Source organism: Streptomyces specialis, assembly GCF_001493375.1.
Classification (GTDB): Bacteria; Actinomycetota; Actinomycetes; order Streptomycetales; family Streptomycetaceae; genus Streptomyces; species Streptomyces specialis.
Genome location: NZ_LN929763.1, coordinates 111,778 through 136,344 on the forward strand (window position 1 = coordinate 111,778; position 24,567 = coordinate 136,344).

General features: G+C 69.2%; 22 protein-coding genes, 1 pseudogene and 1 CRISPR repeat array (1 of these 24 only partly in view). Of the genes and pseudogenes, 14 read left to right on the forward strand and 9 right to left on the reverse strand.

The genetic code is table 11. From position 1 onward, the window contains the following. Positions 1 to 316 precede the first annotated feature (316 nt). Positions 317 to 1,030: pseudogene (locus BN2279_RS31665) on the forward strand (phosphatase PAP2 family protein); the annotation flags it as partial. On the opposite strand, the gene BN2279_RS04195 reads toward BN2279_RS31665, so the two are convergent. From BN2279_RS04195 to BN2279_RS04210, 4 genes are all read right to left on the reverse strand, one after another. After that, the gene (locus BN2279_RS04195) at positions 998 to 1,678 is read right to left on the reverse strand and encodes a response regulator (protein WP_059006538.1); all 681 of its coding nucleotides are present in this window, start codon (positions 1,676 to 1,678) and stop codon (positions 998 to 1,000) included. The pseudogene BN2279_RS31665 and the gene BN2279_RS04195 sit on opposite strands and share 33 nt — an antisense overlap. A gap of 7 nt (positions 1,679 to 1,685) precedes the next feature. After that, complete coding sequence (locus tag BN2279_RS04200) at positions 1,686 to 3,125, reverse strand: sensor histidine kinase (RefSeq protein ID WP_079031818.1); 1,440 nt, start codon at positions 3,123 to 3,125, stop codon at positions 1,686 to 1,688. 379 nt (positions 3,126 to 3,504) lie between these two features. After that, a complete protein-coding gene (gene mobC / locus BN2279_RS31360) occupies positions 3,505 to 3,732 on the reverse strand; it encodes a plasmid mobilization relaxosome protein MobC (protein WP_199827625.1) in 228 nt (75 codons plus the stop codon). Positions 3,733 to 3,886: 154 nt separating this feature from the next. Then, a complete protein-coding gene (locus BN2279_RS04210; RefSeq protein WP_059006543.1) occupies positions 3,887 to 4,840 on the reverse strand; it encodes an AraC family transcriptional regulator in 954 nt (317 codons plus the stop codon). Between the two features lie 110 nt (positions 4,841 to 4,950). On the opposite strand from BN2279_RS04210, the gene BN2279_RS04215 reads away from it, so the two are divergent. The 3 genes from BN2279_RS04215 (at position 4,951) to BN2279_RS30200 (ending at position 6,282) form a co-directional block, all read left to right on the forward strand. After that, on the forward strand, positions 4,951 to 5,631 hold the full coding sequence (locus BN2279_RS04215) for an NAD(P)H oxidoreductase (RefSeq protein WP_059006545.1): 681 nt from the start codon (positions 4,951 to 4,953) through the stop codon (positions 5,629 to 5,631). Positions 5,632 to 5,887: 256 nt separating this feature from the next. Then, a complete protein-coding gene (locus BN2279_RS30195) occupies positions 5,888 to 6,049 on the forward strand; it encodes a hypothetical protein (RefSeq protein WP_234347417.1) in 162 nt (53 codons plus the stop codon). After that, positions 6,046 to 6,282: a hypothetical protein gene (locus tag BN2279_RS30200; protein WP_234347419.1), complete on the forward strand. Its 237-nt coding sequence runs from the start codon at positions 6,046 to 6,048 to the stop codon at positions 6,280 to 6,282. Before BN2279_RS30195 ends, BN2279_RS30200 begins: the two co-directional genes overlap by 4 nt. Positions 6,283 to 6,424: 142 nt before the next feature. Here BN2279_RS30200 and BN2279_RS04230 read toward each other — a convergent pair whose 3' ends face one another. Further along, positions 6,425 to 6,832, reverse strand: coding sequence for a hypothetical protein (locus tag BN2279_RS04230; protein ID WP_159037046.1), 408 nt, complete (start codon positions 6,830 to 6,832; stop codon positions 6,425 to 6,427). 702 nt (positions 6,833 to 7,534) lie between these two features. On the opposite strand from BN2279_RS04230, the gene BN2279_RS04235 reads away from it, so the two are divergent. Then, positions 7,535 to 8,269: a hypothetical protein gene (locus BN2279_RS04235; protein WP_059006552.1), complete on the forward strand. Its 735-nt coding sequence runs from the start codon at positions 7,535 to 7,537 to the stop codon at positions 8,267 to 8,269. A gap of 631 nt (positions 8,270 to 8,900) precedes the next feature. Here the strand turns inward: BN2279_RS04235 and BN2279_RS04240 are convergent. Beyond that, entirely contained in the window at positions 8,901 to 9,131 is a 231-nt protein-coding gene (locus BN2279_RS04240) for a DUF397 domain-containing protein (protein ID WP_059006554.1), read from the reverse strand. Continuing rightward, on the reverse strand, positions 9,128 to 10,027 hold the full coding sequence (locus tag BN2279_RS04245; protein ID WP_059006556.1) for a helix-turn-helix domain-containing protein: 900 nt from the start codon (positions 10,025 to 10,027) through the stop codon (positions 9,128 to 9,130). The genes BN2279_RS04240 and BN2279_RS04245 overlap by 4 nt, the downstream gene beginning before the upstream one ends. 199 nt (positions 10,028 to 10,226) lie before the next feature. Here BN2279_RS04245 and BN2279_RS04250 point away from each other — a divergent pair, with 199 nt between their 5' ends. From BN2279_RS04250 to BN2279_RS04260, 3 genes are read left to right on the forward strand one after another with little or no spacing between them, the layout of a single operon-like run. After that, on the forward strand, positions 10,227 to 11,744 hold the full coding sequence (locus tag BN2279_RS04250; protein ID WP_059006558.1) for a hypothetical protein: 1,518 nt from the start codon (positions 10,227 to 10,229) through the stop codon (positions 11,742 to 11,744). 45 nt (positions 11,745 to 11,789) lie between these two features. Next, positions 11,790 to 12,788, forward strand: coding sequence for an asparaginase (locus BN2279_RS04255; RefSeq protein ID WP_059006561.1), 999 nt, complete (start codon positions 11,790 to 11,792; stop codon positions 12,786 to 12,788). A gap of 34 nt (positions 12,789 to 12,822) precedes the next feature. Next, entirely contained in the window at positions 12,823 to 13,287 is a 465-nt protein-coding gene (locus BN2279_RS04260) for a PPC domain-containing DNA-binding protein (RefSeq protein ID WP_059006563.1), read from the forward strand. A 61-nt stretch (positions 13,288 to 13,348) separates the two neighbouring features. Here the strand turns inward: BN2279_RS04260 and BN2279_RS04265 are convergent, their stop codons facing one another. Further along, complete coding sequence (locus tag BN2279_RS04265; RefSeq protein ID WP_324612811.1) at positions 13,349 to 14,398, reverse strand: aldo/keto reductase; 1,050 nt, start codon at positions 14,396 to 14,398, stop codon at positions 13,349 to 13,351. A gap of 1,255 nt (positions 14,399 to 15,653) precedes the next feature. Between BN2279_RS04265 and BN2279_RS04270 the strand changes: the two genes are divergently transcribed. The 4 genes from BN2279_RS04270 to BN2279_RS30205 all read left to right on the forward strand — a co-directional run bounded on the left by BN2279_RS04270 (position 15,654) and on the right by BN2279_RS30205 (position 20,969). Next, a complete protein-coding gene (locus BN2279_RS04270; protein WP_079031822.1) occupies positions 15,654 to 17,444 on the forward strand; it encodes a pentapeptide repeat-containing protein in 1,791 nt (596 codons plus the stop codon). Positions 17,445 to 18,327: 883 nt separating this feature from the next. After that, the gene (locus BN2279_RS04275) at positions 18,328 to 18,840 is read left to right on the forward strand and encodes an NUDIX hydrolase (protein ID WP_059006567.1); all 513 of its coding nucleotides are present in this window, start codon (positions 18,328 to 18,330) and stop codon (positions 18,838 to 18,840) included. A 147-nt stretch (positions 18,841 to 18,987) separates the two neighbouring features. After that, positions 18,988 to 19,962, forward strand: coding sequence for a hypothetical protein (locus tag BN2279_RS04280; RefSeq protein WP_159037048.1), 975 nt, complete (start codon positions 18,988 to 18,990; stop codon positions 19,960 to 19,962). Next, the gene (locus BN2279_RS30205; RefSeq protein WP_234347421.1) at positions 19,902 to 20,969 is read left to right on the forward strand and encodes a tetratricopeptide repeat protein; all 1,068 of its coding nucleotides are present in this window, start codon (positions 19,902 to 19,904) and stop codon (positions 20,967 to 20,969) included. Before BN2279_RS04280 ends, BN2279_RS30205 begins: the two co-directional genes overlap by 61 nt. Here BN2279_RS30205 and BN2279_RS04290 read toward each other — a convergent pair. Next, positions 20,959 to 21,309: a DCL family protein gene (locus BN2279_RS04290; RefSeq protein WP_159037049.1), complete on the reverse strand. Its 351-nt coding sequence runs from the start codon at positions 21,307 to 21,309 to the stop codon at positions 20,959 to 20,961. The genes BN2279_RS30205 and BN2279_RS04290 overlap by 11 nt on opposite strands. 311 nt (positions 21,310 to 21,620) lie before the next feature. Between BN2279_RS04290 and BN2279_RS28330 the strand changes: the two genes are divergently transcribed. After that, positions 21,621 to 22,097 carry a hypothetical protein gene (locus BN2279_RS28330; protein WP_159037050.1) on the forward strand — a complete coding sequence of 159 codons (477 nt, stop codon included), beginning with the start codon at positions 21,621 to 21,623 and terminating at the stop codon, positions 22,095 to 22,097. A 267-nt stretch (positions 22,098 to 22,364) separates the two neighbouring features. Continuing rightward, complete coding sequence (locus tag BN2279_RS04300) at positions 22,365 to 24,020, forward strand: recombinase family protein (RefSeq protein WP_079031825.1); 1,656 nt, start codon at positions 22,365 to 22,367, stop codon at positions 24,018 to 24,020. Between the two features lie 307 nt (positions 24,021 to 24,327). Next, a CRISPR array of direct repeats spans positions 24,328 to 24,567; the repeat unit is 30 nt; unit sequence GTTGTGACCCCCGGTAGGGGCGATGAGGAC; it runs 657 nt beyond the window's last position.

Sequence of the window (24,567 nt, forward strand, 5' to 3'; positions counted from 1 at the left end):
TGACCGCCCGACCCCGGGACTCCGCCCGAGCGCCTGGCCCCCATGCTGGTCGCCGGCCCGGCCCTCCGACCACCTGATCGGCGCGAACGACCCCTGGGTGGACGCCCCGCCGTGGTTACGCCTGGTCCAGGCGGGGGATCCCGATCGCCGGGGAACTGAGGATATTGACCGCGGTTCCCGGGCGGGCGAAGTCGCTTCTCGTGCGGAGGACGCGGAACGACGGTGCCTGTGGCTGTCAACCCCGACGATCGTCGAGGTCCGGTGCTGCCGTTCGGCTCGGGCTCCCGGGTGTTCCCTGCTTCTACGTTCGGGCTTCATGGAACGAGAACCGCGAATGAAAGTCCGAGCCGGTCGGCCGCTCGGCGCGTTGGCCGTCCTGGGCGTGGGAGCAGGAGTTGTCACTTGGCTGTCCCCAGGTGGGCTGGGCGAGGCCGGTGCTGTCGAGGTCACGGGTGGAGCTTCGGCGTCCGCGTACCGGTCGGTGACTGGGGCGGTGGCGGATGCGCCATCGTGGCTGGGCCCTCTTCTGGAAGTGGCCACCGAGGGCGCTTTGGTGATCCTCGGAGCGTTGCTGATCTGGATGTGGTGGACGGCGATCCGCAGCAAAGACACACGGGAGGTCGCCGGATCCGTCCTGACCGGTCTGGGCACCGTCGCGGCCTATGCGGTGAGCGAAGCGCTGAAGCTCGTCGTGGACGAGGAGCGTCCTTGCCGTGCGTTACGCGCAGGCGCCGAAACCGTCGCGGAATGCCCCGGAGCGGGGGACTGGTCGTTCCCGAGCAACCACGCCACCCTGGCCGCCGGCCTGGCCGTCGGTCTCGCCGTGCTGCGGCCCCGCCTCGCCGCGATCACGCTGCCGTTGGCCGGAGCTGCCGCGCTGCTGCGTGTGCTGGTGGGCGTTCATTACCCGCACGATGTGCTCGCCGGCGCGACGCTCGGCGGCACTGTCGTGGCCGCGGTGCTGCTCGCGTTCATGCCCCTTGCCCAAAGGGCGGCATCACGGCTGGGAAGGCTGAGGCGGAATGATTCCGGCCTCGTGGGCCACCACCGCGGCAGCGGCCCGGTTGTCGACGCCGAGCCTCGCCAGAATGGAACTGACATGGGCTTTGACCGTTCCCTCCACCACATGGAGCCGCCGGGCGATCTGCCCGTTGGACAGGCCGCTCCCGAGAAAAGCCAGTACCTCTCTTTCCCGGGCGGTGAGGGCGGCGACCCGGTGGCGGGCGGTGGAGCGCCGACCGGCCAGGGTGCCCGCGCCCGTAGCGGCGAGGTGCGCGACGACCCGGGCAGCGACTTTCGGTGACAGGTAGGCGGCGCCTTCGGCCACCGCACGGATTCCGGTGATCAGTTCCTCGGGTTCCCCCGACTTGATCAGGAAGCCTGCCGCACCACCGCCGAGTGCCTTGAGGATGTAGTCGTCCTCGCCGAAGGTCGTCAGCATGATGATGTTCGTGGCCGGCACTGTGCTGCGGATTTCCGCGGCGGCGTCGATGCCGTTGATTCCCGGCATGCGGATATCGAGTACGGCCACCGAGGGACGATGCCGTTGGACCAGTTCCACGGCGTCGTGCCCGTCGACGGCCTCGGCGATGACGTCGATGTCCGGATCCGTGGCGAGAACGGCGCGTACCCCTGCGCGGATCATCGGCTCGTCGTCGGCGATCAGTACCCGGATCATCGAGCGCTCACGGGGTGATCGTGTCCAGGGATACCAGGATGTCGTTCCGGAAACAGAGCTGGTAGGCGTCGCCGGACCGGTCGTCGAACCGGTCGGCCGTCATCGCGTAGTACTCGCACGTTGTGCCGTCTCCCGTCGGCTCGGCAGTCAGCGGTCGATAGTGCGTCTGCCGGTCCGGCAGGAAACGCTCCACCTCGGAACGATCTTGCCCCACATGCAGGCGCGCATAGTCGCGTGGGTCCAGGACCGACCGTGACGCCGACATCATTTCCCAGCCCGTGAGAGCTGCGCTCAGCAAAGCTCCCGTCACGAGGGGCACCATGACCGCGGCGACCAGGGCCCGGCCGACCCGGCGCCGAGCGCGGCGATGTTCCCGCGGCAACTCATCCCCGCGAGAGGCTGAGGGCGGAAGCAGTGGTGGCGGCGGCGAGGGTGTGTGCGGGATACGCGCGACGACCGCGTAGCCTCCGTCGCGCGGGCCATGGCCGAACGAACCGCCGGTCAACCGCATATGTTCTTCGAGACCGACAAGGCCACGCCCTCCGCCAAGAGGCCGGGACTGCTGGTCGGCCGCGGACGACGGCGGGCCGTTCTCCACGACGACCTGTGTCTCCGTCGGCCCATGTCTCACATGGACAGTCGTGGCGGCGCCGAACGCGTGCTTGGCGACGTTGGTCAAAGCTTCCTGCACGACCCGGTGTGCCGCCCGTTCGACCACGGGCGGCACGTCGTCCGCCTCGCCGTCGATGCGCAACTCCACCGTGAGACCGGCCGCGGAAGCCTCGGAGGTCAGACTCGTGAGGCTGGAGATCTCGGCGGCCACTGGCGTTGTGTCGGTCTCCTCCCGCAGGACACCGATCACCTCGCCGAGACGCTCCACCGCGGCCGCGGCCCTGGCCCGGATGTCCCCCGCGGCCTTCCGATGGTGGTCTGCGAGGTCCGGCGCGAGTTTGAGCGCGCCCGCCGACAGCGCGATCAGGCTGAGGTCATGGCCGAGTACGTCGTGCATGTCCTGGGCGATACGTGCCCGCTCGCGCAGCCGGGCTTGATCAGCGATCAATCGCTGCTCGCGTTGCAGCTGCTCGGCGCGCTCCCACCCGGCCCGGACAAGCTGCTGGTACTGGCACCAGAACCGGCCCGCGAACCAGGGCAGCATCGTGGCGGCGACCACCACCGCCACGAACCGGCCGGCCAGAGGGAGCCAAGAGGGAACGACGGAAAAGGCCACCACACCGGCCGCGAGAATCGCGACCAGGGCGAGCGCGGTCTGCGCCGTCCGTCCAGGCCGTCGTCCCGCCAGGAACGCGGCGATGGCAGTAGGGACAGCCCACCACAGGTTCATCACGCTCAGACCGGCGGCCACCGTGGTCACCGCCGTGAGAATGGTTCCAGGAGCAAGCGCCCGCCGTGAGACAGCGGCTCCGGTCGCGGTCACACGGTTGATCATTGTGCTGTCCACGGAGGTGACGGTACGGACACCGGGCGCCGTCCGGCCACTGCCGAAAGTCCAATCCGCGCCGGTGACCAGCGAGCACCGGGCGCCGAAGCGTCCCGCTTCGTGCAAGGCCTGTCAGCTCAACGACCGCCCCAGGCACGCGGATTCAGCGGGTGCGTACGCGGGACGGCTCCCGGTCCGGTCGTACTCTCCGTCGTCCGCGTCCTCGGCCGCGTCCGGGTCACGCAGTGGGCGCAGGCCACTGCCTGCCCCGCTGGCCACGATGTCGAACGGACAGCGGCCCGGAAAGTTGACATGCCGCTCCTTGAGCGGAGAGAGCCGGGCCACGGCCTCATCCTTGAGATCGTGGCCCTCAGTCGTCGTCGAGCTGTCACCGCACACGCCGACATCGCCGAAGACAGGCTCCGCGCGGAGCTGAGCCGGGACGACTTCGTGCTGGCAGGGCCCGAGAAGTGCAGTTGTGGATGCGGGCGATCTGGTTGATGTTGTTGCCGACCCGCGAGGATGGAGCGTCTGGCCGCGCTCGCCGGGACCCCCTCGTGACTGCCGCCGAGCGGGCGGACAGGCTGCTGGTCGCGGAAATGGTGGGCCTGCTCAACGACGCCGAGCACTACACCGGCCCCGGCTCGGATGGCGACAGCCGTCTCACCTCCCTCGACCGTCGGCCGCCCTGCTGCACCGGCTCGTCGACGCCCGAGCTCCGGCACGACGTCTCGGTGTCGTGCCGCGGTCCGGAGCGTGGGGCCGTGCCTTCACGGCCGGCCGCGTGCCGTGACTCGCGCCGCCGTGGTGCGGAACGTGCTGGGGCTGAGGCCCTTGTGGCGTTTGAAGGCGGTGCTGAAGCCGAAGGCGTCGGCGTAGCCGACGGCCTTGGCGATCTGGGCGATGCTGAGGTCGGTGTCGGCCAGGAGTGCCTCGGCGTCGTCCATGCGGCACTCGGTGAGGTAGGTGAGGGGCGGACGGCCCATCAGCTCGGTAAAGCGCCGGGCGAACAGTGCCCGGGAGACGCCGGCGTGAGCGGCCAGCGACGCGACCGTCCAGTTCTCGGCGGGCCGCCCGTGGAAGGCGTGCAGGGCGGGGGCGAGGACCGGGTCGGCGAGGCCGCGGTACCAGCCGGGCGCGTCGGCGCCCGCCCGGTCGAACCAGGTGCGCAGCGTGCAGACCAGAGCCCAGTCGAGGAGCCGGTCCATCAGCGCCTGCGAACCGGCGGAGAGCCGGGCGGCGTCGGCGGCGGAGTTCTCCAGCCAGGCGCAGACCTCGGCGTCCTCGGCGATGACCAGGACGGGCGGCAGGGCGCGCAGGAGCCGTTCGTGGCGGTGCCCCGAAGCGCGGTAGGCGCCCACGATCAGCGCGGTCGCTCCCTCCGGGCCGGTGCCCCAGTGGATGCCGTCGAGTTCCTGGCCGGTGCACGCGGCGTCCGCGGTGAAGCAGTTGATCTCGTAAGCGGTGTGGGGGCGGTGGACAGTGGCAGGCTCGTCCACGAGGCGGAACCGTGCGGGGCCCCGGACGACAGCCGTGTCGCCCGCGCCGATCGCCCGCTCGGTGCCGTCGGACAGCAGCAGCATGCCGCCACCGCGCAGCACGCTGACCATGGTGAGCGGAGCGGCGTCGGCGAAGGTGATGCTCCAGGGCGCCGTCAGGACGGCGTGGCTGACGACCGAGCCCTCGGCCCGGATGCCACTCAGCAGTGAACTCAGAGGATCCACAGCGCAATCGTAGACGATCTCCTATGTCCTGGAGCGTTTCTCCCATGGATCATCTACGGTGCGGCGGTTGTACTGGACTCACTGCACAGATCGAGCCCTCGGGAGACACCGTGCCGAAGCACAGCAGTGACACCAGGACAGCCCTCGTGGTCGTCGCGCACCACCGCAGCGATTCCCTCACCGCCCACACCGCCCGCCGCGCGGCTGCCCAGCTCGAGGCCGCCGGTTACCGCATCGACCTGCTCGACCTGCACGCCGAGGGGTTCGACCCGCGGATGAACGTGGAGGACCAGCCGGACTGGGGCAACCGGGAAAAGCGGTACTCGGACGAGACGCACGCCCACATGCGGCGGATCCTCGACGCCGATGTCATCGTCGCCGTCTTCCCGGTGTACTGGCAGAGCGTGCCCGCCGTCCTCAAGGGATGGATCGACCGCGTATGGAACTACGGGTTCGCCTACGGCCGCAGCAAGCCCCGCCTGGCGGGCAAGCGCATGCTGTGGCTGGCCCTGGCCGGCGCCACCGCCGACGACCCCATCACGGAGTCGATGCAATCCGTCCTCGAGGCCAACCTGAGCGACGGCATCGCGTACTACTGCGGCTTCTCCCGCTCCACCGTAGGTCTGCTCCTGGACGCGGAGGAGCGACCGCAGCGCATCGACGCCGAGGGCAATCTGCTGGTCGGCGAAGCGGTCGCCGGCGCCGAGCGGGAGGCGCAGTACACCGATTTCGACCGTCGGGCACGGAAGTTCGTGGAGGAGTTCCTCGCGGACGAACTCATCGCGGCCTGACGGCCTCCGGATCCCGCGGGCCGACACCGCGGCAGTACGTGCGGGCCCCGGCAGCCCGGCGCGCACCGGCGGACGCCTGGGCACAATTCCGCCGCCTGCCGGTCGAGCGCCGCGCCGCCGGGATGCCGCCGTACACGGCCACCAGCGTCATGACCAGCTCGTCGCCCTGCACTCGCTGTTCAGCTGGGCTAAGCGGAACGGACTGATCCTCCGCAACCCTGCCAGCCGGATCAAGGTCGGGCAATACGAGTACGCCGTGCTGCAACCGCTGGTCTCCGAGCAGGTCGATCGCTCCGTCGCGGTGGCTACCACCCCGGCGACGCGGCTCATCCTCGCCTTCGCGGCGGTCCACGCCGCCCGGGCTGCCCAGATCGCCAACCTCATGCTCGACGACATCGACCTCGGAAACCGCCGGTGACCATCGCCGGACGCGTCCGCCCGCTCGACGACCTCACCCTGAGGCTGCTGCCGGACTGGCTGGAGCACCGGCGAAACCGGTGGCCGAACATTGCGAACCTCCACCTACTGATCAACAACCAGACCGCCACGAAGACCAGCCGCGCCAGCGACCATCGGATCAGCGCCGCGATGCGCGGCCAGGACGCGACGCGGAACGGCTCCGCGTCGACCGCCAACTCGAGGAGGCCCTGACCCACGGGCCCGACCCGCTTCACGTCGCTGAAGTGTTCGGGCTCGACGAGAAGACCGCGATGCGCTAAGCGGACTCCGCACGGGCTCTGCTGCACCAGGCCGCCGAACAGCCACTTGCTGAGGATGAACACGCGAGGCAGAGTCAGCATCCGGGGCCGATCGGCGGAGATGACGTCAGGGCGAGGGCGGCGTTCCGCAATTGGACCGCCCACGTCTGCTGGTCAAGGCCCAAGGTGTACTCGATGCAGCAATCGCACTGCGGGATCAGGGCCACGAACGATTGCTCCGCCGCGGTCTCGACCTCCGTCTCCCACCAATCGTCCGTCGCCACCTCAACGGGAGTCATCTCTCCATCGATGAGCCTCGCCGCCATCCGGCGCAGAGCGTGGCGCCGTGCCAGGCCCCGATCAGGCAACCCGATCCCGGACTCGGCAAGTGCTTGCTCGAACGCGTCGCGAATGTCGCGGGCATCCGCGTTGCGAGGCCAGCCGGCGAGCTCGCACAATGTCGGGGTGTCCAGTCCGGCTGCGAGCGCCTCAGCAGCGATCATCGGCAGATCCTCCGGGCGTATCTCATCCGCCTGATAACGGCATGCCATCTCACCCAGAGATGTGAGCCCACTCCTGTCTCTTATCTCCATCTCCGAGCCCACGAGACAGGCAGCATCTCGTATGCCGTCTTCTGCTTGAAAAAAAAACAAAAAGTACCGTCCATCCAACACCTACCTACAACACGTCCTATCGATCACAGTAATACTTATCCAGACCAGCGCCGCAATCATGGTGGCGAGGCTAACACAGCTCGCCTCTCCGTCGGCGGCGGCAGAGGTGTAAAGGAGCCAGGGCCTAACCCACCCGAACACGCCCCTCCATCCTCGGGTCCCGCGAGAAGTGAACTCGCGAGCCTCTTCGGCCTCGGGACTGGTAAGACCGCATGTTGAGGTATCGCATATTCCTCGATGCTGGCGGGCGTCTTGTGCCGTGTGTGGTCTCCAAGTGTGTATCTGCTCCAGGTTCCGCTGGCCTCGCTGACGAGCCGGGCGGCGGTCTTGTCGTCGCGCCGGACACAGCCCAGGTGCGGTAGCGGTCGAGCAAAGAGTGGGTGTGCTGCCGGTCCGGGCTCGACAGCGCATCGCGACTGGACGAGCGTCGGCACCACGCCCGTACAGCTGCCCCGAAAGCCTGTTAGGCGAATCGGGCTCTTGTGGCGCTTGCACAACCCGGGTGTCAGTTCTGATCGGTACGGTCGCCGTATGGAGATACGCATCCCGTTCGACGAGGTACGAGTTGCGGTGGCCCGGCTGCACCAGGAGGCCGCCACACTGTTGGCCGCTTTGGACTCGTCGAGCGTCAGGGACGTCGAGGTTGCTCGGTTGTGTCGGGCGATGAAGGCCGCCGAGTCCGTGCTGCGGACCGGCACGGTCTACGCGCTGAGAGAGCCCGTGAAGCCATGGGCGGTGCGGTACATCGGCGAGACCAGGACGCCGATGAGCACGCGCCTCGCGGGCCACCGGGCGCGGAAGGACCGGCCAGTCGGGAAGTGGATCGCCCAACTCGGCCGTGATCCTGTCGTCGAGCCGATGGAGTTGCCCTGGAACGTCACCGCCGCGCTACTCAAGAAAGTCGAGAAGAACTACGTCTTCCACTACACATGGCAGGGTGCCGACCTGCTGAACGTCTCCTACCCGGACGATGACGCGAATGCGTACGCTTGGTACCAGGAGTGCGTACGGCGCGCGGTGCCGCTGGATGAGGGTCCCTGGTGGAACGAGATGGACGAGGAGTGGGAGTGGGACGAGCGGGAAGACCCGAAGTGGCCGCCGCTCCACCACTGGCGGTACAAGGTACGCGGTGCCCACTGTCCTGAGTGCTCGGCCCGGCCAGGGAATCCTTGCGCGCTCTCGCCGGGGCGGGAGCCGCTGGTCAACGGGCACTCTAACCACCTGCGGCGGATCGCTGCGCGCGTGCGTTACGACATGAGCGTCTAGGCGGGGTTGCCATCCGGGCCGTCATCATTGCCGCTGTCGATTTCCTCGATGCTGGCGGGCGTCTTGTCACCGTGTGTGGTCTCCAAGTGCGTATCTTCTCCAGGCTCCGCCGACCTCGCTGATGAGCCGGGTGGCGGTCTTGTCGTGTAGCCGAGGGCCTTCGCGATGACGGGTGCTGGGGCTCGGAGGACGAGGTGCCCTTCTCGCACGAGCGCCGCATCGCTGAGGGGACGCCTCATCGATGAAGTCCGCACCGGCTGCACGGGGCCGACGGTGTCGGCGCTGCGGTCGTTTGGGCAGGTCGAGAAGGGGCGTACAGCTTCGGCCGCCCTTACCGGATCCACCGGTATGCGCACGCGCGAGCGCCACATGCGCCTGGCCCCTGCCGCGTGGAAGGCCCAGTGCCGGGCGCCGGTGTCCCGGTAGCCCTCCACGGCGCGCGGAACGCCGCCCAACAGCGGACGGTCGACCTCCCCGAGCGGCGCACACTTCGCCGCAGACCGAAGGCCACCTTCTGATGGGCGACCAGCTCCTCGAACATGTACCCGCCGCGCGAACTCAGGCCGCTGGGCAGCTCAGGCCGAGAACATCCGTGGCGTGCGGGAGGGCCGCCGCTGCCGTCCGTCGTGGTTCAGGGCGTGGCGTCGAAGGCGCCGGTTCGGATACCGGAGAGGAACGTGCGCATCTCGGCCGGTGTGTAGACCTGCGGCGGCAGTTCGGGGTTCTTGGAGTCGCTGATCAGGACGAAGCCGTTCGTCGCTCCGATCCGTACGCAATCGCCTCCGCCGCCGCTGTACGAGGACGTCCGCCACGTGATGCCCGACAGGTCGAGGGCGGACGGGTTCGGCTTGGCGGTGGTCACTGGGACGGCTCCTTGATCAGCTTCTTGAGGTGTGCCCGCGTATCGTCGGGCTCCAGGGCCCGGTTCCACAAGTCGCGGAACACCTGGGCGTAGCGGTCCACTTCGGCCGGTTCCTCGAAGTAGACCGATCTGTCCATGATCTCCACCCACACCACTTCGCGGGTGACCGTGGGGAAGCTCATCAGCACGAACGGGCCGGCGAGGCCCGGGTGGCAGCCGACGGTCTCCGGCAGGATCCGGATGGTGTTCCGAGGCTGTTCGGAGGCGGCGAGCAAGTGCTCGAGCTGAGCGCGCATCACGGCTTCACCGCCGATGACGCGTCGCAGGGAGCTCCCGTCGATCAGGGCCCGGAACTCGGTGAGGGCGCCGTCCTCGACCTTGCGTTGTCTGTCTATCCGCACGTCAACCAGACCGCGCACGTCGGCGGGTGACAGATCCGGCCGCATGCGCTCGATGACATGGCGGGCGTAGTCCGGGGTCTGGAGCAGCCCCTGGATGAGCGCCGGCTGGTAATTGCGCAGACGTGAGGCGCGTGGTTCGAGCGTGAGGTAGCCCTCGAACTGCATCGGGCTGAGGACCGCCGCGTGCCGGCGCCACAGGGACGGTCGGCGGCGTCGTGTTGCGTCGACCGTCAACAGGGCGAGGATCTCCTGCCGTTCTTCCGCTCTGGCCTCGTAGCTGTCCAGAAGGGCGTCGACGGTCTCGCGCGAGATGCTGCGCCTTCCGTTCTCGAGACGACTCAGGGCGGTGGCATCGAGCTTGACCCCTCGCTCGCGAAGAAGAGGGTGCCGTGCCACCTGGCTGAGAGTCAGGCCCGTCCGGGTACGCAACTCCTGGAGGCGGCCACCGACTTCCATGCGCTCCAGCGACCAGCGCGTCTCGTTCGACTCCGGCATAGGGACAGTGTGAACGGCTCCCATGGCTCGCACAACCAAATCAAACGCGCAAATTGCGCCTTCATCTTGCGCGGCTTGCGGGAGAGGGGCATGCTGTCGAGGGTCACGAAACGTGCGCGAGTGATTGCCGTTCGTGCTGAGCGCTGCTGGTTCGCGCTGGCTGACATCCGTGCCTAGCCTAGCCCAGGAGGGTGTTGCGATGGCTCGCCCCACCTTGTTTCGAGTCCTGCTGCAAGAGCGGTGCTGGGACGACTGGGCAATCTTCTGCGAGCACTTCGAGGTCAAGGCCCGGGAGCTGGCCGAACAGGCGAGGAATCCTCGCCTCGCCGATGTCACGGTGGCCCGCAAGACGTTCAACAGGTGGTTCTCGGGTGAGTGGACCGGCCGTCCCTGGAGGGACACGGGTCGGGTGCTCGAAGCACTGCTGGGATTCTCCGCCGACGAGCTTTTCAGTCCGGCTCCCCACGTCATGAGTGCCCGTCCGACCCCGCACGACCGCAGACATCTCCGGGCCGCACTCGTGATCGGTGAACGATGGCCGACCTCGAACCTCTTCCTGTCGGCGGCCGGTGACGTTGCCGATTCCTGGGAACTGCTGGGCGGAGACGTGTTGGACGGTACGACCGCAGCAGTGCAGTTCCATCCAGCCGTCCGAAATGGCTCCAGTGTCCGCGTGCTCCCGCCACAAGCCGAGTCCGTCGAGAGATTCGTCAGGCCGGCGCGGCGTGGGCTCCTCGTGGGGGTGGAAGAGCGTGAGGACGACCTCGACGTCTACGTGATCGACTCGTCCAACGTCAGCCGCATCCTGTCGAGGTCGCTACCGGCCGGGCAGGGACGCGAGTTGTCCCTGCCCGCCGCCAACCTTCTGGACGATCTCACCTACGGCATCCTGTGGGCCGTAGTACAACTCGATGACGGCCTGCTCGCCGCCGATCAGGCCCTGCACGACGAAGGGCAAGTCCTCGACACCTACCTGTCGTTGCCGCGTTCGGCCGTCAGCAGGACGGCCGAGTCCAGCCTCAGTTCCGTCGGGGCCACGTGGCTCGCTTCGGCGTTCTGCGCGCGCCACGTCCAGCGCCGGCTGGAGGGAGTCGGCAGGCCCCCGCAATTCTGGACGCGGGAACAGACGGGCGAGGAGGCCGCCGGATGGTTGTTCTTCCGGCACAAGGCCGACTACTTGAGGGCGCTGTCCGAACGGTTCGCCGGGCCGGCCAGTCCGCTGTCCCGAACCTTCTGCGTGCCGGAGGCGCTCGTGCTCGGCACCAGCGCCTACGAGCGAATCCTGCTGTTCCTGGCCGTCACGCTGATGGAACTCCTGGGTATCCGCGTTCGTGTGACGGCGCGGCCGGAGTACGCCGAGGTCGATGGAGTCGCCCTCGTGCCCGGCGAGCGCGCCGTGGTGGCCAACTGGGTGCGGACGGGAGCGGAGACCCTGTGGCAGGTCGACTCCACAACCAGCAAGTTCAGTCTGCGCGCCTACCAGGAGGCGTTCGGTGACGCGAACGCCCACAGCGTGATGACGGGTGCCGATCCCGGGAGCCGACTCCGGTCACTGGCCGATTATCTGGCTCTCGACTGGCCCTGGTTGGTCCGGCGGGCCCGCGACCTTGGACACTGTGGAGTCGTGGGCCTGATCCGGCCGCGCAGTCGGTTGCTCAGTGTCGAACCCGTGGACGACGCTCTGCACTTTCTCGGCTCCCTGGGCCCTGACCGATGAGCTCTCAAGCCCGCGTCCCCCGCCCAACCCCGAAAGGTGTCCTCCGTGCCTCCCACTGCCCAGGAACGCGGCAAGGTCCTTGTGCTGACTCTCGGCGGCACCATCGCGATGACCCGCTCCTCCGCCGGGATGAGCGGCGTACGGCCGCGACTGACCGGGGCCGACCTCGTCGCCGCAGTGCCGGCCCTGGAGCCCGTGGCGGAGATCCAGGTCGAGGACTTCCGGCAGTTGCCCGGAGCTTCGCTGACCTACGACGACATCGGGAGCCTTGCGCGGCGGCTCAACGAGGCCGCGGCGGAGGGCGTGGCAGGCATGGTGGTGACACAGGGCACCGACACCCTGGAGGAAACGGCCTTCGTTCTGGACCTCTACTACGAAGGCCGGGCGCCTGTCGTCCTGACCGGTGCCATGCGCCACCCGGAGTCCGCCGGCGCGGACGGCCCCGCGAACCTGCTCGCGGCGGTACGGACTGCCGTGTGCCCCGCCGCCCGGGACCTCGGGGCCCTCGTGGTCATGGCCGACGAGATTCACGCCGCGCGCCACATCCGCAAAGCGGACAGCATCAGCCCCAATGCCTTCGCCTCGCCGGGAGCAGGACCCATCGGTCGTGTGGTCGAGGGGACTCCCCGGTTCCATTTCTCGCTCCGGCGCTTCCCGGCAGTCCCCTCGGCGCGGACATGGTCGGCGCGCGTCGAGGTGATCGCGGCGGCCCTGGGGAGCGACGGCAGTCTGCTCGCGGGGCTGGAGCAGCGCCTCGACGGAGTGGTGGTCGCGGCCTTCGGGGCGGGCCATGTTCCGGCGAGCTGGGTCAAGCCGTTGGAGGAACTGGCAGGCCGTATCCCCGTCGTTCTGACCTCCCGGACCGGTGGGCCCGTGCTGTCCGCCACGTATGGTTTCGAGGGATCCGAGAGTGATCTCCTGTCCCGCGGGCTCGTCAGCGGCGGAATGCTGGATCCGTACAAGGCGCGCCTTCTGCTCCTCGCTCGTCTGAACTCCGGAGCCGACCGTGCGGCTGTCGTGGCCGGCTTCGAAGACCGCTGCTGACGGTAAGCCATCGAGAGAGAGCCGGAGGAGCGGAGTGCGCGCATCACAGGTGACCAGGGGCCGAGAGTTCGTTGTGGCCTTCGACCACGGGGAGGACTTCTTCCTTTCACTTCAGCAGTTCTGTACCGAGCACGGTGTCAGGTCGGGATACCTTCCCTTTTTCCTCGGCGGGTTCCGCTCCGCCCGGCTTGTCGGTACATGCGGGCCGCTGGAGAGCCCGGAGACGCCTTTGTGGGAATCGGTGGAGGTCCGATGCCTGGAGGTTCTCGGCACCGGGACGCTGGCCTGGGACCCGGAGAACGGCCGCGTGGCCCCGCACATTCACGTGAGCGCCGGTCTGAAGGGCGAGGCGGCCGACGGGCGCACCAGTCATCTGCTCGGAGCGGAGGTCCAGTTCATCAACGAGCTCGTCGTCGTGGAGATCGTCGGACCCGAGCTGACCCGCCGCGTGAGTCCGGACCTGTACGACGTGCCACTGCTGGGCTTCACAGACGACTGAGCAGGTGGTTGATCGACGGTGAGCCTGGGCTCGGCGTCGGATGGAGGCGGGGAATGCTGCCTCACGGCTGCCGAGGCCCGTCGGCCGCGTGGACATCCCGCCGGTGGCCCCCGCGAGCACCGGCGTAAAGCTTCTCGACGGTGGTGAGTTCAGCATGGGTGAGAGGCTCGCTGAGAGCGGTGAAGAGTCGTTCGACCTCGGCCGCTGTCGCGAAGCTGCACGTTACGACGCTGTGCTCCGTCCGCTGCACACACGCACGGAGGGCCAGTCGTGTCAGCGTACTGGGGTTGCCCCCGCTTCTGTGGTGCTGCGGTCTTCCCGGTTCGGAGGAGGAGACGGTATACGGGGATCGCAGCGCTCTCTTGCTCGGCGACGGGGGAGCCGCGACGGTCCTCGCCGCGAGGAGGTGCTTTGCCGGTGGGGCCGCCAGAACGAGCCCTGCCCCTTGGCGGCTCGTGAACGACACCACATCCTCCCCCGCGAGGGACAAGGCAGGCGTCAGCGCGCTAAATCGCATCCAGACCACGTCGGGCCTGATGAGAGGAAAAAGAAACAGGAAACGGCGGACCAGGGCGTCCCGTCGCTCAGGTGATGCGTTGCCGTCACTGTCCGGCCCGCGCATGCCGATCGCCCCGACGACGCCCAACTCACGCATGGTGCGCAACTGGTCGATCGCCCCGCCGAGGTACCGGTCGCCGGGCCCGAAGTCGAACGATTCGAGCGTATACAGGTCAAGACGCTCGACCTGGAGATTCTCAAGGCTCTGCTCCAGTTGATGACGGATCCGGCGGCCCGCGTAAGGGTGGGGAGCGGAACCCCTCAGATGTCCCACCTTGCTGCCGAGCTGGAACCGGCCGTCCGGATATTCCCTGAGCAGTCGGCCAAGAACGCGCTCGGCATGTCCGCCCCCATGGACGTCGGAAGTGTCGAGGAACGTCGCGCCGAGGTCCGCCGCGTGCCGCAGCGCGCGCCGCACGGACGGATTCTCGACCTGAGCCCGTGTGTGCGCCCGAGCCTCGCTCCCCGACGTTGTGCAGTTCACGCCCAAGGGATGAGCGATGATTCCCCGGCCCAGGCGCCGGGGAGTCAGTGCGGGAGCCTCGTTCACCACTTATCGCCGCAGTGGGCACCTGGAGTCGGCGCGAGATGACCGTCGTCGGTAGCGACGTGGTCGGTGCGTTGTCCTGCTGTCCCGACGCGTTCCATGGTGGGCACTGATGTCCTCCTCGCACCTGGGCCGACACGGATCGGTACGCCTATCGGCTCGCCTTTCACGGTGACGAACGAGAGTGGGCGCCAACAGCCCAAACACGGAGCACTTTGTGGGCACTTTCGCAGTCGCCGCTATCCACGTCAGGTGCAAAAAAGGGGCATAGGTGGAACTTCGGCTCTCTTGGCGGGGATGGGGGCCGGGGAAAGCCGGTCGCTTACGCACCGGGAAGGGCATGACCCGAAAGACCATCAGACTTTTGGTGATGGGAGAAGCCCGAGGGGGGCGAAGAAGTGCGCACCATATGACCCCGGTCTGGCCTATCCGTGCCCCTCATGAGCGAGAACGCTGGAAGCGACAAGACCGGGTCGCCGTGTGCGGCCCACGACCGCTCAGCGGAGGTGAGATGACTCGCGAATCGCCCAGTCGGGGGTACGAAGCGGAAATGCTCTGCCCGATCCCTATGGCACCTGGCGAGAGCCGCCGGATCGGCGGTCCGGCGCCGGGGGAGGTGTCAGGGGTCGTTCCACAGGCTGCCGGAGGGGTGGCACCGTCGCCGGCGGGCGTCTGCGAGTGGCAGGTGGCCCGTGATGACTTGGCGCCTCGGGCCGCTCGCGAGTGGGTTCGGCAAGCGCTCGTCTCCTGGGGGTTGAGCGGTGCGGCGGACGATCTGCTGCTGCTGTGCAGTGAGTTGGTCACCAACGCTGTCGTTCATGGTGCGGCTGAGCGGATCCGGGCGTGTCTGTCGTATGGCGGTGGTGTGCTGCTGCTCGCTGTCGAGGACGGGTCGCCGGGGCGGGCGCGGGGGGGGGGGGGGGGGCCGGGGGCGGGGGGGGGGCGGGGGCGGGGGGGCGCGGCGGGGGTGGGGGCGGGGGGGGGGGGGCGTGGGCGGGGGCGGGGGGGAGAACTTGCAATGAGTTGCCGATTTTTTTTTTTTTAAAGCAGAAGACGGCTAAGGGTTTTTCTGCCTGTCTCGGGGGCTCGGAGATGTAGATAAGAGCCAGCCCCCCCCCCCCCCCCCCCCCCCCCCGGACCCCCCCTCCCGCCGCTCCGTACACGACGGAATTCGAGGGCCGGAGCCCGTACAGAAGCGCCGCAGGGTGCGAGTTGCAGGGACACGGCCGCACCGGATGCCGCGGTCGGTCATTCTTCCTGCATGACACCTGTGACCCCCGGCTTACCCCACCAGCCGCCCTCTTGGGCGCACTGCGGCCGGGGGGCTTCCGAGCACGATCCGGTCGGCTGCCGCGGCATCCACGTCCCCGGACACACTCTCTGCCTGGCTCATCTCGACACGACTGCTCGGACCGCCTACCTGGCCACCCTGGCACCCGGCGCCGGCATCGACCACCGTGGCACCACCTTCACCCCCGACCTTCTCCAACAACTCCTCACCGCCCTCCAGGACCCCGCCACCAACCAGTGCCGCCTCGGCAGAGCCTGGTTCCAGAGGGCGATCTTCACCGGCGAGGCCAGGTTTCGTGGGGCGATCTTTACTGACGTCGCCGGGTTCGATCACGCGACCTTCTCCGACGTCGCTGTGTTCCAGAAGGCGAACTTCACCAGCGAGGCCAGGTTCGGGAAAGCGATCTTCACCGGCAACGCCGTGTTCCATGGGGCGATCTTCACCGGCGACGCCTGGTTCGATGGGGCGACCTTCACCCGCGACGCCGTGTTCCGGGAGGCGACCTTCACCGGCAGAGCCTGGTTCAGAAGGGCGATCTTTACCGAAGAGGCCGAGTTCCATAGGGCGACCTTCACCAAGGACGCCGGGTTCGATCGCTCGACCTTCGCTGATGTCGCCAGGTTCCATGAGGCGATCTTCTCCGCCAGAGCCTGGTTCTGGGGGGCGACCTTCTCCAAAGTCGCCAGGTTCGAGAGGACGACCTTCTCCCCCGCCGCCTGGCTCAGGGAGGCGACCTTCACCGGCGACGCATTGTTCGGGGAGGCGATCTTCACCGGCGACGCCTGGTTCTGGGGGGCGACCTTTTCCAGAGTCGCCAGGTTCGAGGGGGCGACCGTCACCGGCAACGCCGAATTCGCCGGGGTGCGGTTCGAGACATCGCCGCTGCTGGGGCCGATGATTTGCGGCGGCACGCTGAACCTGACCGCCGCAGTGTTCCGCGCCCCGGTGACCCTGGAAGCAGCTGCGCGGGAGGTGCGGCTTCGGCGGATTCGCTGGGAGTCCACCGCCACCTTGCGCCTGCGCTACGCAGAGGTGGACCTGTCCGGTGCGGTGGCGGAGTACCCGGTCACCCTCGCTGCAGCCGCCGCCCCTTTCACCATTCGTCCAGGCATCGCTGCGTCAGAAGACGTGCTGGCGGGCCAGAACAAGCGGGTGCGGATCCACAGCATCGACGGTGTGGATGCCGCGCACCTTGCCCTGACCGACGTGGACCTGTCCGGCTGCCACTTCGTCGGCGCGATCCACCTCGACCAGCTGCGGATCGCCGGCCGCACCACCTTCGCCCGCCCACCGGCGGGCTGGCACCGCCGTGGACTGCTGCCTTTGGCCTGGTCCTGGCGCCGCACCCTGGCCGAGGAACACCACTGGCGCGCCGCCGCCGCCGGCCGTCCCGCACCAGGCCAGTCACCCACCATGCGGGGCTGGCAGCCCGGCCTGCACCACCCGGACCTGGAACTGACCCCCGGCCCCGAGATGGTCGCGGCCTTGTACCGGCAGCTGCGCAAGGCCCTGGAGGACGGGAAGAACGAGCCGGGGGCAGCGGACTTCTACTACGGCGAGTGCGAGATGCGCCGCAACGACCACACCGGCACCACCCGCGCCGAACGCTGGCTCCTCACCGCCTACTGGGCCATATCCGGCTACGGCCTGCGCGCCTCCCGCGCCCTGGCCTGGCTCGGCCTCGCGATGACGGCCACCGTGCTGGCCATGATGCTCTGGGGCATCCCCACCGACAGCCCCCTGCCTCTTATATACATCTGACGCTTCCCATCATGAGGTCAGTTTTAACATTTCCCAACGCCGCCTCCTTTTACACACCATTCTTTATCTTCCACCTTACATACCCCGCCGCTCTCTCTTCTCCCCCCCCTTCTTCTCGCGGTCGGGGGATGGCGATCGTCGAGGCGTTGTCCGTGGCGTGGGGCACGGATGGTCCTCGTACGTGGTGTGCGGTTGCTGTGCCGGGTGGCGGTGGTGGGCTGTGACGCGGCCGGTCGGGTTGCCGCCCGGTGCCGCGTCGTTCGGACTGAGTGCGGGCTTGCCCGTCGAGGCGGACGGGCGGTGTGGCGGGTGGGTCGAGGGCTGTTGCCTTCTGCGGTGCGGCTGGCTCGGGCAGACGTCGGTGCGGTGGGTGGGGACCGTGCGGGCTCCGGGCGGTGTTGTGTCGCCGGTGTACGTGTGTGCGGTCTGTCTGGATCTGCTGGCGGCGATGGTGTGGGACTACGTCGAGGCCGTGGACGACGCGCCGTTGGGCGATGACGGGCGGCGGGTTCCGCCGTACGGGCCGCCGGGCCAGGGGCGTGGGAGGACGTCGGCTCGTCGGAGACGGCATCGGCGTCCGCGGACGGCGTTCGGGCGGGGGCTGCGGCGGGCTTACGACGGTGGGGCGGGTGCTCCCCGGGCCCGGTCGTCCTCCCGGATACGGTGCGCGGCGGGGGCCGCGGCGCGGCCGGTGGCGCTCGGGCCGCTCGGGCCGCGCGGCCGGCGGCTGTCGGCTGTCGGCTGGAGCATCGCTGCCTGGCTCGATGACGGCGAGCCGTCCTGTTCCCCGCCCCGGTATTGCCCTCCCACTTCCCTTCCCCCTGTCCAGCGCGACGAAGGGCTGCTTCCTGTGTTCACACCTCCCGTCTTCGTTCCTCCTCCGATGGTGATCGTCGGTGAGGCGCTTGTCGCCAACTACGCCGGTGCGTTGCTGCTGGTGCGGCCCGCGGGGCTGGACTCGTGCGAACTTCCGGGCCGGGTTGTTCCGCCCGGGGGGCGTGACGGGGAGGTGGCCGAGTCGGCCGTGCGGCAGGACGCGGGTCTTGTTGTCCGGCTTCAGCGGCTGGTCGCCAAGGACTTCGTTCCGGCTTCCGGTCCCGGGGTGTCCGCGCGGTTCCATCTCGTGCACAAGGCGGCGCAGGTGCAGGAGACGGCGCTGCGGTCGTCGTCCGGGTCTGGCCGACATGCGGCGGTGCGGTGGGTGGCGCGGGAGGATCTGGGTTCCTGGTGCGTGCCGGCGGTGGCCGCGCGTATCCGCGCCGCCGTGCACGCGGCGATGACGGGCACGTTCGCCGAGCTGGACAACGGCTGCCCGGTCCGGCAGGAGACCGGCGCGGACCGCTGCCCGGCCTGCCTGGCCCCGCTCGGACCCGGGGCGGCGGCGCATGGTGAATGACGCGTGGCCGTGTGCCCGCGCCGGTGACCATCACCCGCTGCGGTATTCGCCCGTGGCCTGCCGGTCGATCGCCACACGGCTCTCGGTGGACGGCGGTCCCTGTGCCGGTGTGTCTCCCAAACCGCTGTCTGTTTCCTGGAGTTGATCGTGTCCGCTGAAGAGTTTCCTTCCGTGTGGAAGGCGTTGCCGGTGGAGGCGGCCAGGACGTGTGGCGTTCTTGGTGTGCTGCCGGAGGGGGTGGTGGTCGATCGTTTCGATGTGGCGGCGGCGTGCGGGCTGTTGCCGGGGGAGGCCGGCCGGCATCTGGGGCTGCTCTCGGCAACGCCGCTGTTGGAGGGGACGGGCAGCGCGGGCCTGTATCGGGTGCCGGACGTGGCGTGTCGGTTCGTGCGCGAGCGGGCGGTCGGGGAGGGGCACGGCGGGCAGGCGCAGGTGCTGCGGCGGTGGCTGGACCGGCTGTTGTGGGTGGCGATCGGGCTGGACCGGGTCGTGGGCCCGGTTCATCCGCTGCATCGCGTGCCCGGCGACTCCGCCCACCGGCCGCGGGAGAAGGACCTGCCGGCGACCGGGGCGCGCTCGGCGATGGCCTGGCTGGCGCCGCGCAAGAACACCCTGGTCACGGCGGTCCGCGCCGCCCACGAGGCGGGGTTCGTCACCGTGGTATGGCAGCTCACCCTGGCGTTGCGGCCGGTGTGGCAGCGGCTGCGCCCGCACGAGCAGGCCGTGGCCACCCACACCCTGGCCCTGGCCGCGGTGCGCCGCCACCGGCCGCCTCGCGTGCGGGCGGAGCTGCTCGTCATGGCCGCCCTCGCCGGCACGCTGCGGGACGCCGGCCACCACACCAGAGCCCGGAACCTCTACCGGGAGATACACCAGCGGGCACAGGAGCTGGACGACCAGCGGATGGCCGCGACAGCCCTGGACGGCGAAGGCCACACGCTGCAGGCTCGCACTCCCCTCTCCGGCGGCCGCCTCGCACTCCCCTCTCCGGCGGCCGCCCCGTCGAGGAACCAACCGCCACGCCCGACGACCAGCCCGCCCCCGCCCCGGGAACCCTGGAGGTGCCGTTCCGCGACGCGCGGACGGCCGGACTGTGGCTCGCCGTACGCCGCCACACGCTGATCGCCGCGATCCACGCCGCGGCCGACGACGGCCTGCACCCCATCGTGTGGCGCATGAACGACGCGCTGTGGCCCCTGTGGGACCACCGCCGCGACACCCCCAAAACCTGGATCCGCAGCGGCGAACTCGCCCTCCACGCAGTCCGCCACAGCCCCGACCACGCGGCCGAACCACGGGTGCTCACCAGCCTGGGCGCCGCACTGCTGGCCGCCGGACGCCACGTCGCCGCCCACGCCACCTTCCACCACGCACACGACCTCGCCACCCGCCACGGCGACGACCTGATGCGCGCCCAGGCCCTGCACGACCAGGGCCGCCCCTGCCGCCACGCCGGCGAACCCGCCCTCGCCCACCGCATCCTCACCCACGCCCTGCCCGCCCGCACCCGCGCCGAAGACCCACGCGGCCCCGCCTTGACCCGCACCGAACTCGGCCTGACCCTCCTCGACCGCGACAACCCCACCAGCGCCGTCGAACAACTCACCCAAGCCCGCGCCGAACTCCTCCCACTGGACCCCATGGCCGCCGCCTGGACCCTCGCCCACCTCGGCACCGCCACCGCCCGCACCGGCCAACCCGACACCGGCGACCAACTCCTGCGCCAAGCCGAAACCGAATTCACCACCCTCCACCACATCCACGCACGCGGCACCTGCGCAGCCCAACGCGCCCTCATCGCCGCCCACCGCGGCCGAACCCGCACCGCCCTCAACCACATCGACCGCGCCCTCCGCCTCCACGGCCCCTTCTTCTTCCTCAAGTCTCCTCCCCCCCCCCTCCCGCCCCCCTCTCCTCTTCGTCGGTGGCGTCCGATGTGTATAAGAGACAGGCTCACCACCGACCGCTTCGAGAAATCCCTGCGCACCGTCGTCAACAGCACGGTGTTCCGCAGCAGCGGCCAAGACCTCACCACCACCGGCACCTACACCGAGATGGCCTCCCGCTTCACCGAACCCGTCCTCCTCACCCTCGCCATCCTCGCCATCCGCGCCCGCGTCAAACGATGACCACGAGGCCTTCGAAGATGTCCAGTTCCTTCCCGAAATCGTCGGATACCGGAATGTTCGCCGCCACCCGGGAAGTGAAGCAGGCGCTCACATCGCCCTTGACTTCGACGCGCATCGCGGAACAGACCTGCTGGCGGTAGCTCGGCGGCTTCAACCAGGCCAGGCAGGAGAAAACGAGCCGGGTGCCGTCGGTACGGACCACTTCAAATCCCAGGTACGGCCCTTGCAACGGTGGTGCGATCACGAAGGCCTCCACACCCACACCGATCTTGACGTCACCCTCTGCTTGCAGGTCGAGCGGGAGCAGCTTATCCGCCTCTTGGTCCAAGATGCTGCCCACGCTGTATCCCATACAGCACGTCGCGGACGGCTTCCTGCGCGGCTTTCTTGGGAACGCAACGTGGTCCTGGTGTGGGCCGATGCCGAGGTGACCAAATGGACTGAGGCCGCCCGGTGCGCGGGTGCCCCGATCCCGAAATCTTGGCGAATGGGTCCGGTGTCAGCTCCGGGGGGTCATCGCCGAGCAGCAACGCCGGGCAGGCCAGCGCCAGCAGCCGCCCGGGCCCGCGCGGAAGCAGGCGTGACGGTCCTGCCCGGCACGGTCGCCGACGATCCGACCAGTCTCCCGCCCCCGGCGTGTCCTGCGATTCCGTGACGGACGAACTGTCCGTGGCGCATCGCCTGGCCGGGCTTTTCAAGGGCAGCTATGAGGAGGCGGGCGGGGAGCTGGTGGTGTTGACCGGCTGGGACAGGGTGCGTATCCGCGTCGACAGTGCGGGTCAGGTGGTCTGCCGTATGACGACGGCGCCGTTGAGCGGTTCTTCGGAGGAGGCGATCGCCGGAGCCTCGGGCCACCCGGGTGACGTCGTGGGACCCGATCGGAAGGCGGTGGCCCGCAGTGGTCGGGGGCCGGGGCCGGTGACATCGGTGGGTTTCCGGCTGGCCGGCGATCCCGGTCTGGGGCTGTTCCTGCTGCGGTCGGGTGGCTGGGCTCTCGCGGATGCCGTTCCCGCCTTGCGCGAGGCGGTCGCCGCGGCGAGGGGTCCGGCGTGTGGTTCGTTGTGGCTGCGGCCGGGGGAGTTCACCACACCGGAGGGCTACCCCGGCCTGGCTCTTATACACACCTGACGCTGCCGACGAAGAGGAGGGGCGTGCACTGGGGGGGGGGAGGACATCCAGAACGAGAGCGAGACACGACACAACGAGGGGACAAGCGTAGTCACGGTGGGGCGCCCATCCGGGGGCGGGGCGTCGTTTGCCGTCGCCCTCACGGATGGACGCCCCACCGTGACTACGCTTGTCCCAAACGGGGGATTTCGATCGCCGGGGAGCGGCGGGATATTAACCGAGGTTCCCGGGCGGGCGAAGTCGCTGCTCGTGCGGAGGCTTGGGCTCATGGTTCGGGAAGACTCGGCTGCTCTGTCGGCGCTGGGGTTGGCCGCGGAGGATTTGGTGGCGCTGGGGCTGGATCGTCCGGCGTCGGGTGTGCCGGAGAAGCTGGTGGACGCGTATATCCGGCGGTCGAAGAAGCGGGAGGATCTCGCCACGCTGCGCGCTCACCTGCGGGACGTGGCGCGCTGGGCCCGTAACGAGGAACTGGAGATCCGCCATGTCTGGTTCGAGCAGCTCAGCGCGAGCAAGGCTCATGTGCGGCGGGACGAGTTCGAGAAGGCCAAGGAGGCGGTGCTGGCCGGCCGCTCGCGGACACTGGCGGTGTGGAAGACCGACCGCCTGGACCGGCGGGGGATGGGCGTGGTCGGCTCGCTCCTGGACGAACTGGACCGTCGCCGCTCGCGGCTGGTGTCGGTCTCGGAGGGGCTGGACAGTTCCCGGGGCGGGCGCATCGTGTTCGCGTTCCTGTCCGAACGGGCCCGCGACGAGGCGAAGGACATCGCTCTCCGCGTCAAGATCGGCCTGGACGCCCACCGGGTGCTTGGCCGGGCGCCGGGAGGCCGTCCGCCGTTCGGCGTGACGCACCTGGGCGACGGCCAGGTCGGCCCCGATCCGGGTGAGTACCCGACCGCCCGCCCGATCGCGGAAGCTCTGCTGCGCGGTCACGCGGGAACGACCATTGCCCACCGGATCACGGCGGAAGGGGCGCGCACGCGCAACGGCCGGCACTGGTCGGCGAACGCGATCAGCCGGATGGCCAACTCGCCGCTGTGGGCGGGGCTGGTTCCGTTCCGGGAGCGCAAGACGGACGAGTTCGGCAACCCGATCGACAAGTGGGGATGGAAGGCCGAGCCGTTGATCGGCCCGGATGGGCGTCCCGTCTCGTGCGGCACGGGCGTGGTCACGGTCACCGAGTGGTACGCGATCCGCGGACTTCTTGCCTCGCGTACCGTTCGCGGGCTGAAGGGCTGCCACGGAGCCAAGCAGGCAGGCAAGCTGCTGACCGGAATCCTGCGGTGCCCGCTGTGCCGGGTTGGGATGGTGTCCGGCGGCCTGACGTACCGGTGCCGCACCCGCATGGAAGGTGGCCCGGCCGCATGCCCCGGCATCCGTACCAAGGCCGACCGCGCCGATCAGGCCGTCAGCGGTGCCTGGATCCGCCGGGTCTCCGCGCTGGAGCCCGATGACCCGGTGCTCCACGAGATCGCCCGACGGTGGCTGCGCTACCAGGATCCGGAGACCGACGAACGACGCCGCCACGTCGTCGCCGCCCTGGACGAGACCGAACGCAGGGCCCGCGACCTGGACGACGCCTACTACGTCCACGGCCGCATGAATCCCAAGCGCTACGCCGCACTCTCCGCGGCGCTGGCGGAGCAGACGCAGGCACTCAACGCCGAACTGGCCGAACTCCAGCACCACTCCGACCTCACGCCCCTTTTGGACGGCGTGCTCCTCAGCGAAGCGTGGGACGAGGCCACCCTCCAAGACCGGCGCATGCTGCTGCGCTGCGCGCTGGACCACGTGACCCTGCTGCCGTCCACGGGCCAGGGAGACCGAACCCCCATCCTCCACCGCCTCGACTTCCACTGGATTGAGGCCGCCCCCGGCCGCACTCTGCTGATCCCACACTCACCTGGCATGGCCTTGGCATCATGAACCGAACGGATGCTCTTCCGGCGAGCCGGCGCGGATTGACGCGCTCACGCCGGACCCGGCAGTCGCCCGAGCAATGCCGAACGCTTCACCGACTGGCTCGACAGCGGACTTCGAGACCCATGCCGGGGCGCTGACGACTTCTCGGCAGGCAGTTGCCGCATCGGACTTGGCCGCTGCCTGCTGATCCAGGGTTCCCCCTCGCCCACCTCCGTAGGCACCGAACCGGAGACGTAGACAAGGGCGTCCCGTTGATGACGCCGCTGACGAGGACTGGTGGAGCCCGAGGCACTCCCGGCCCCAGTGGGATGTTGTGACCCCCGGTAGGGGCGATGAGGACCTCGAACTCGTGCCGACCGATGGCCTCCTCCCCTACGGGTTGTGACCCCCGGTAGGGGCGATGAGGACCAGCGCCTGGCCGCGTTCGCCGCCGCCCTGGCCGCAGCGTTGTCACCCCCGGTAGGGGCGATGAGGACGGAGTGGTCACTGTGGTGCTCCGGTCAGGTAGTGCAGTTGTGACCCCCGGTAGGGGCGATGAGGACCCGGAGGT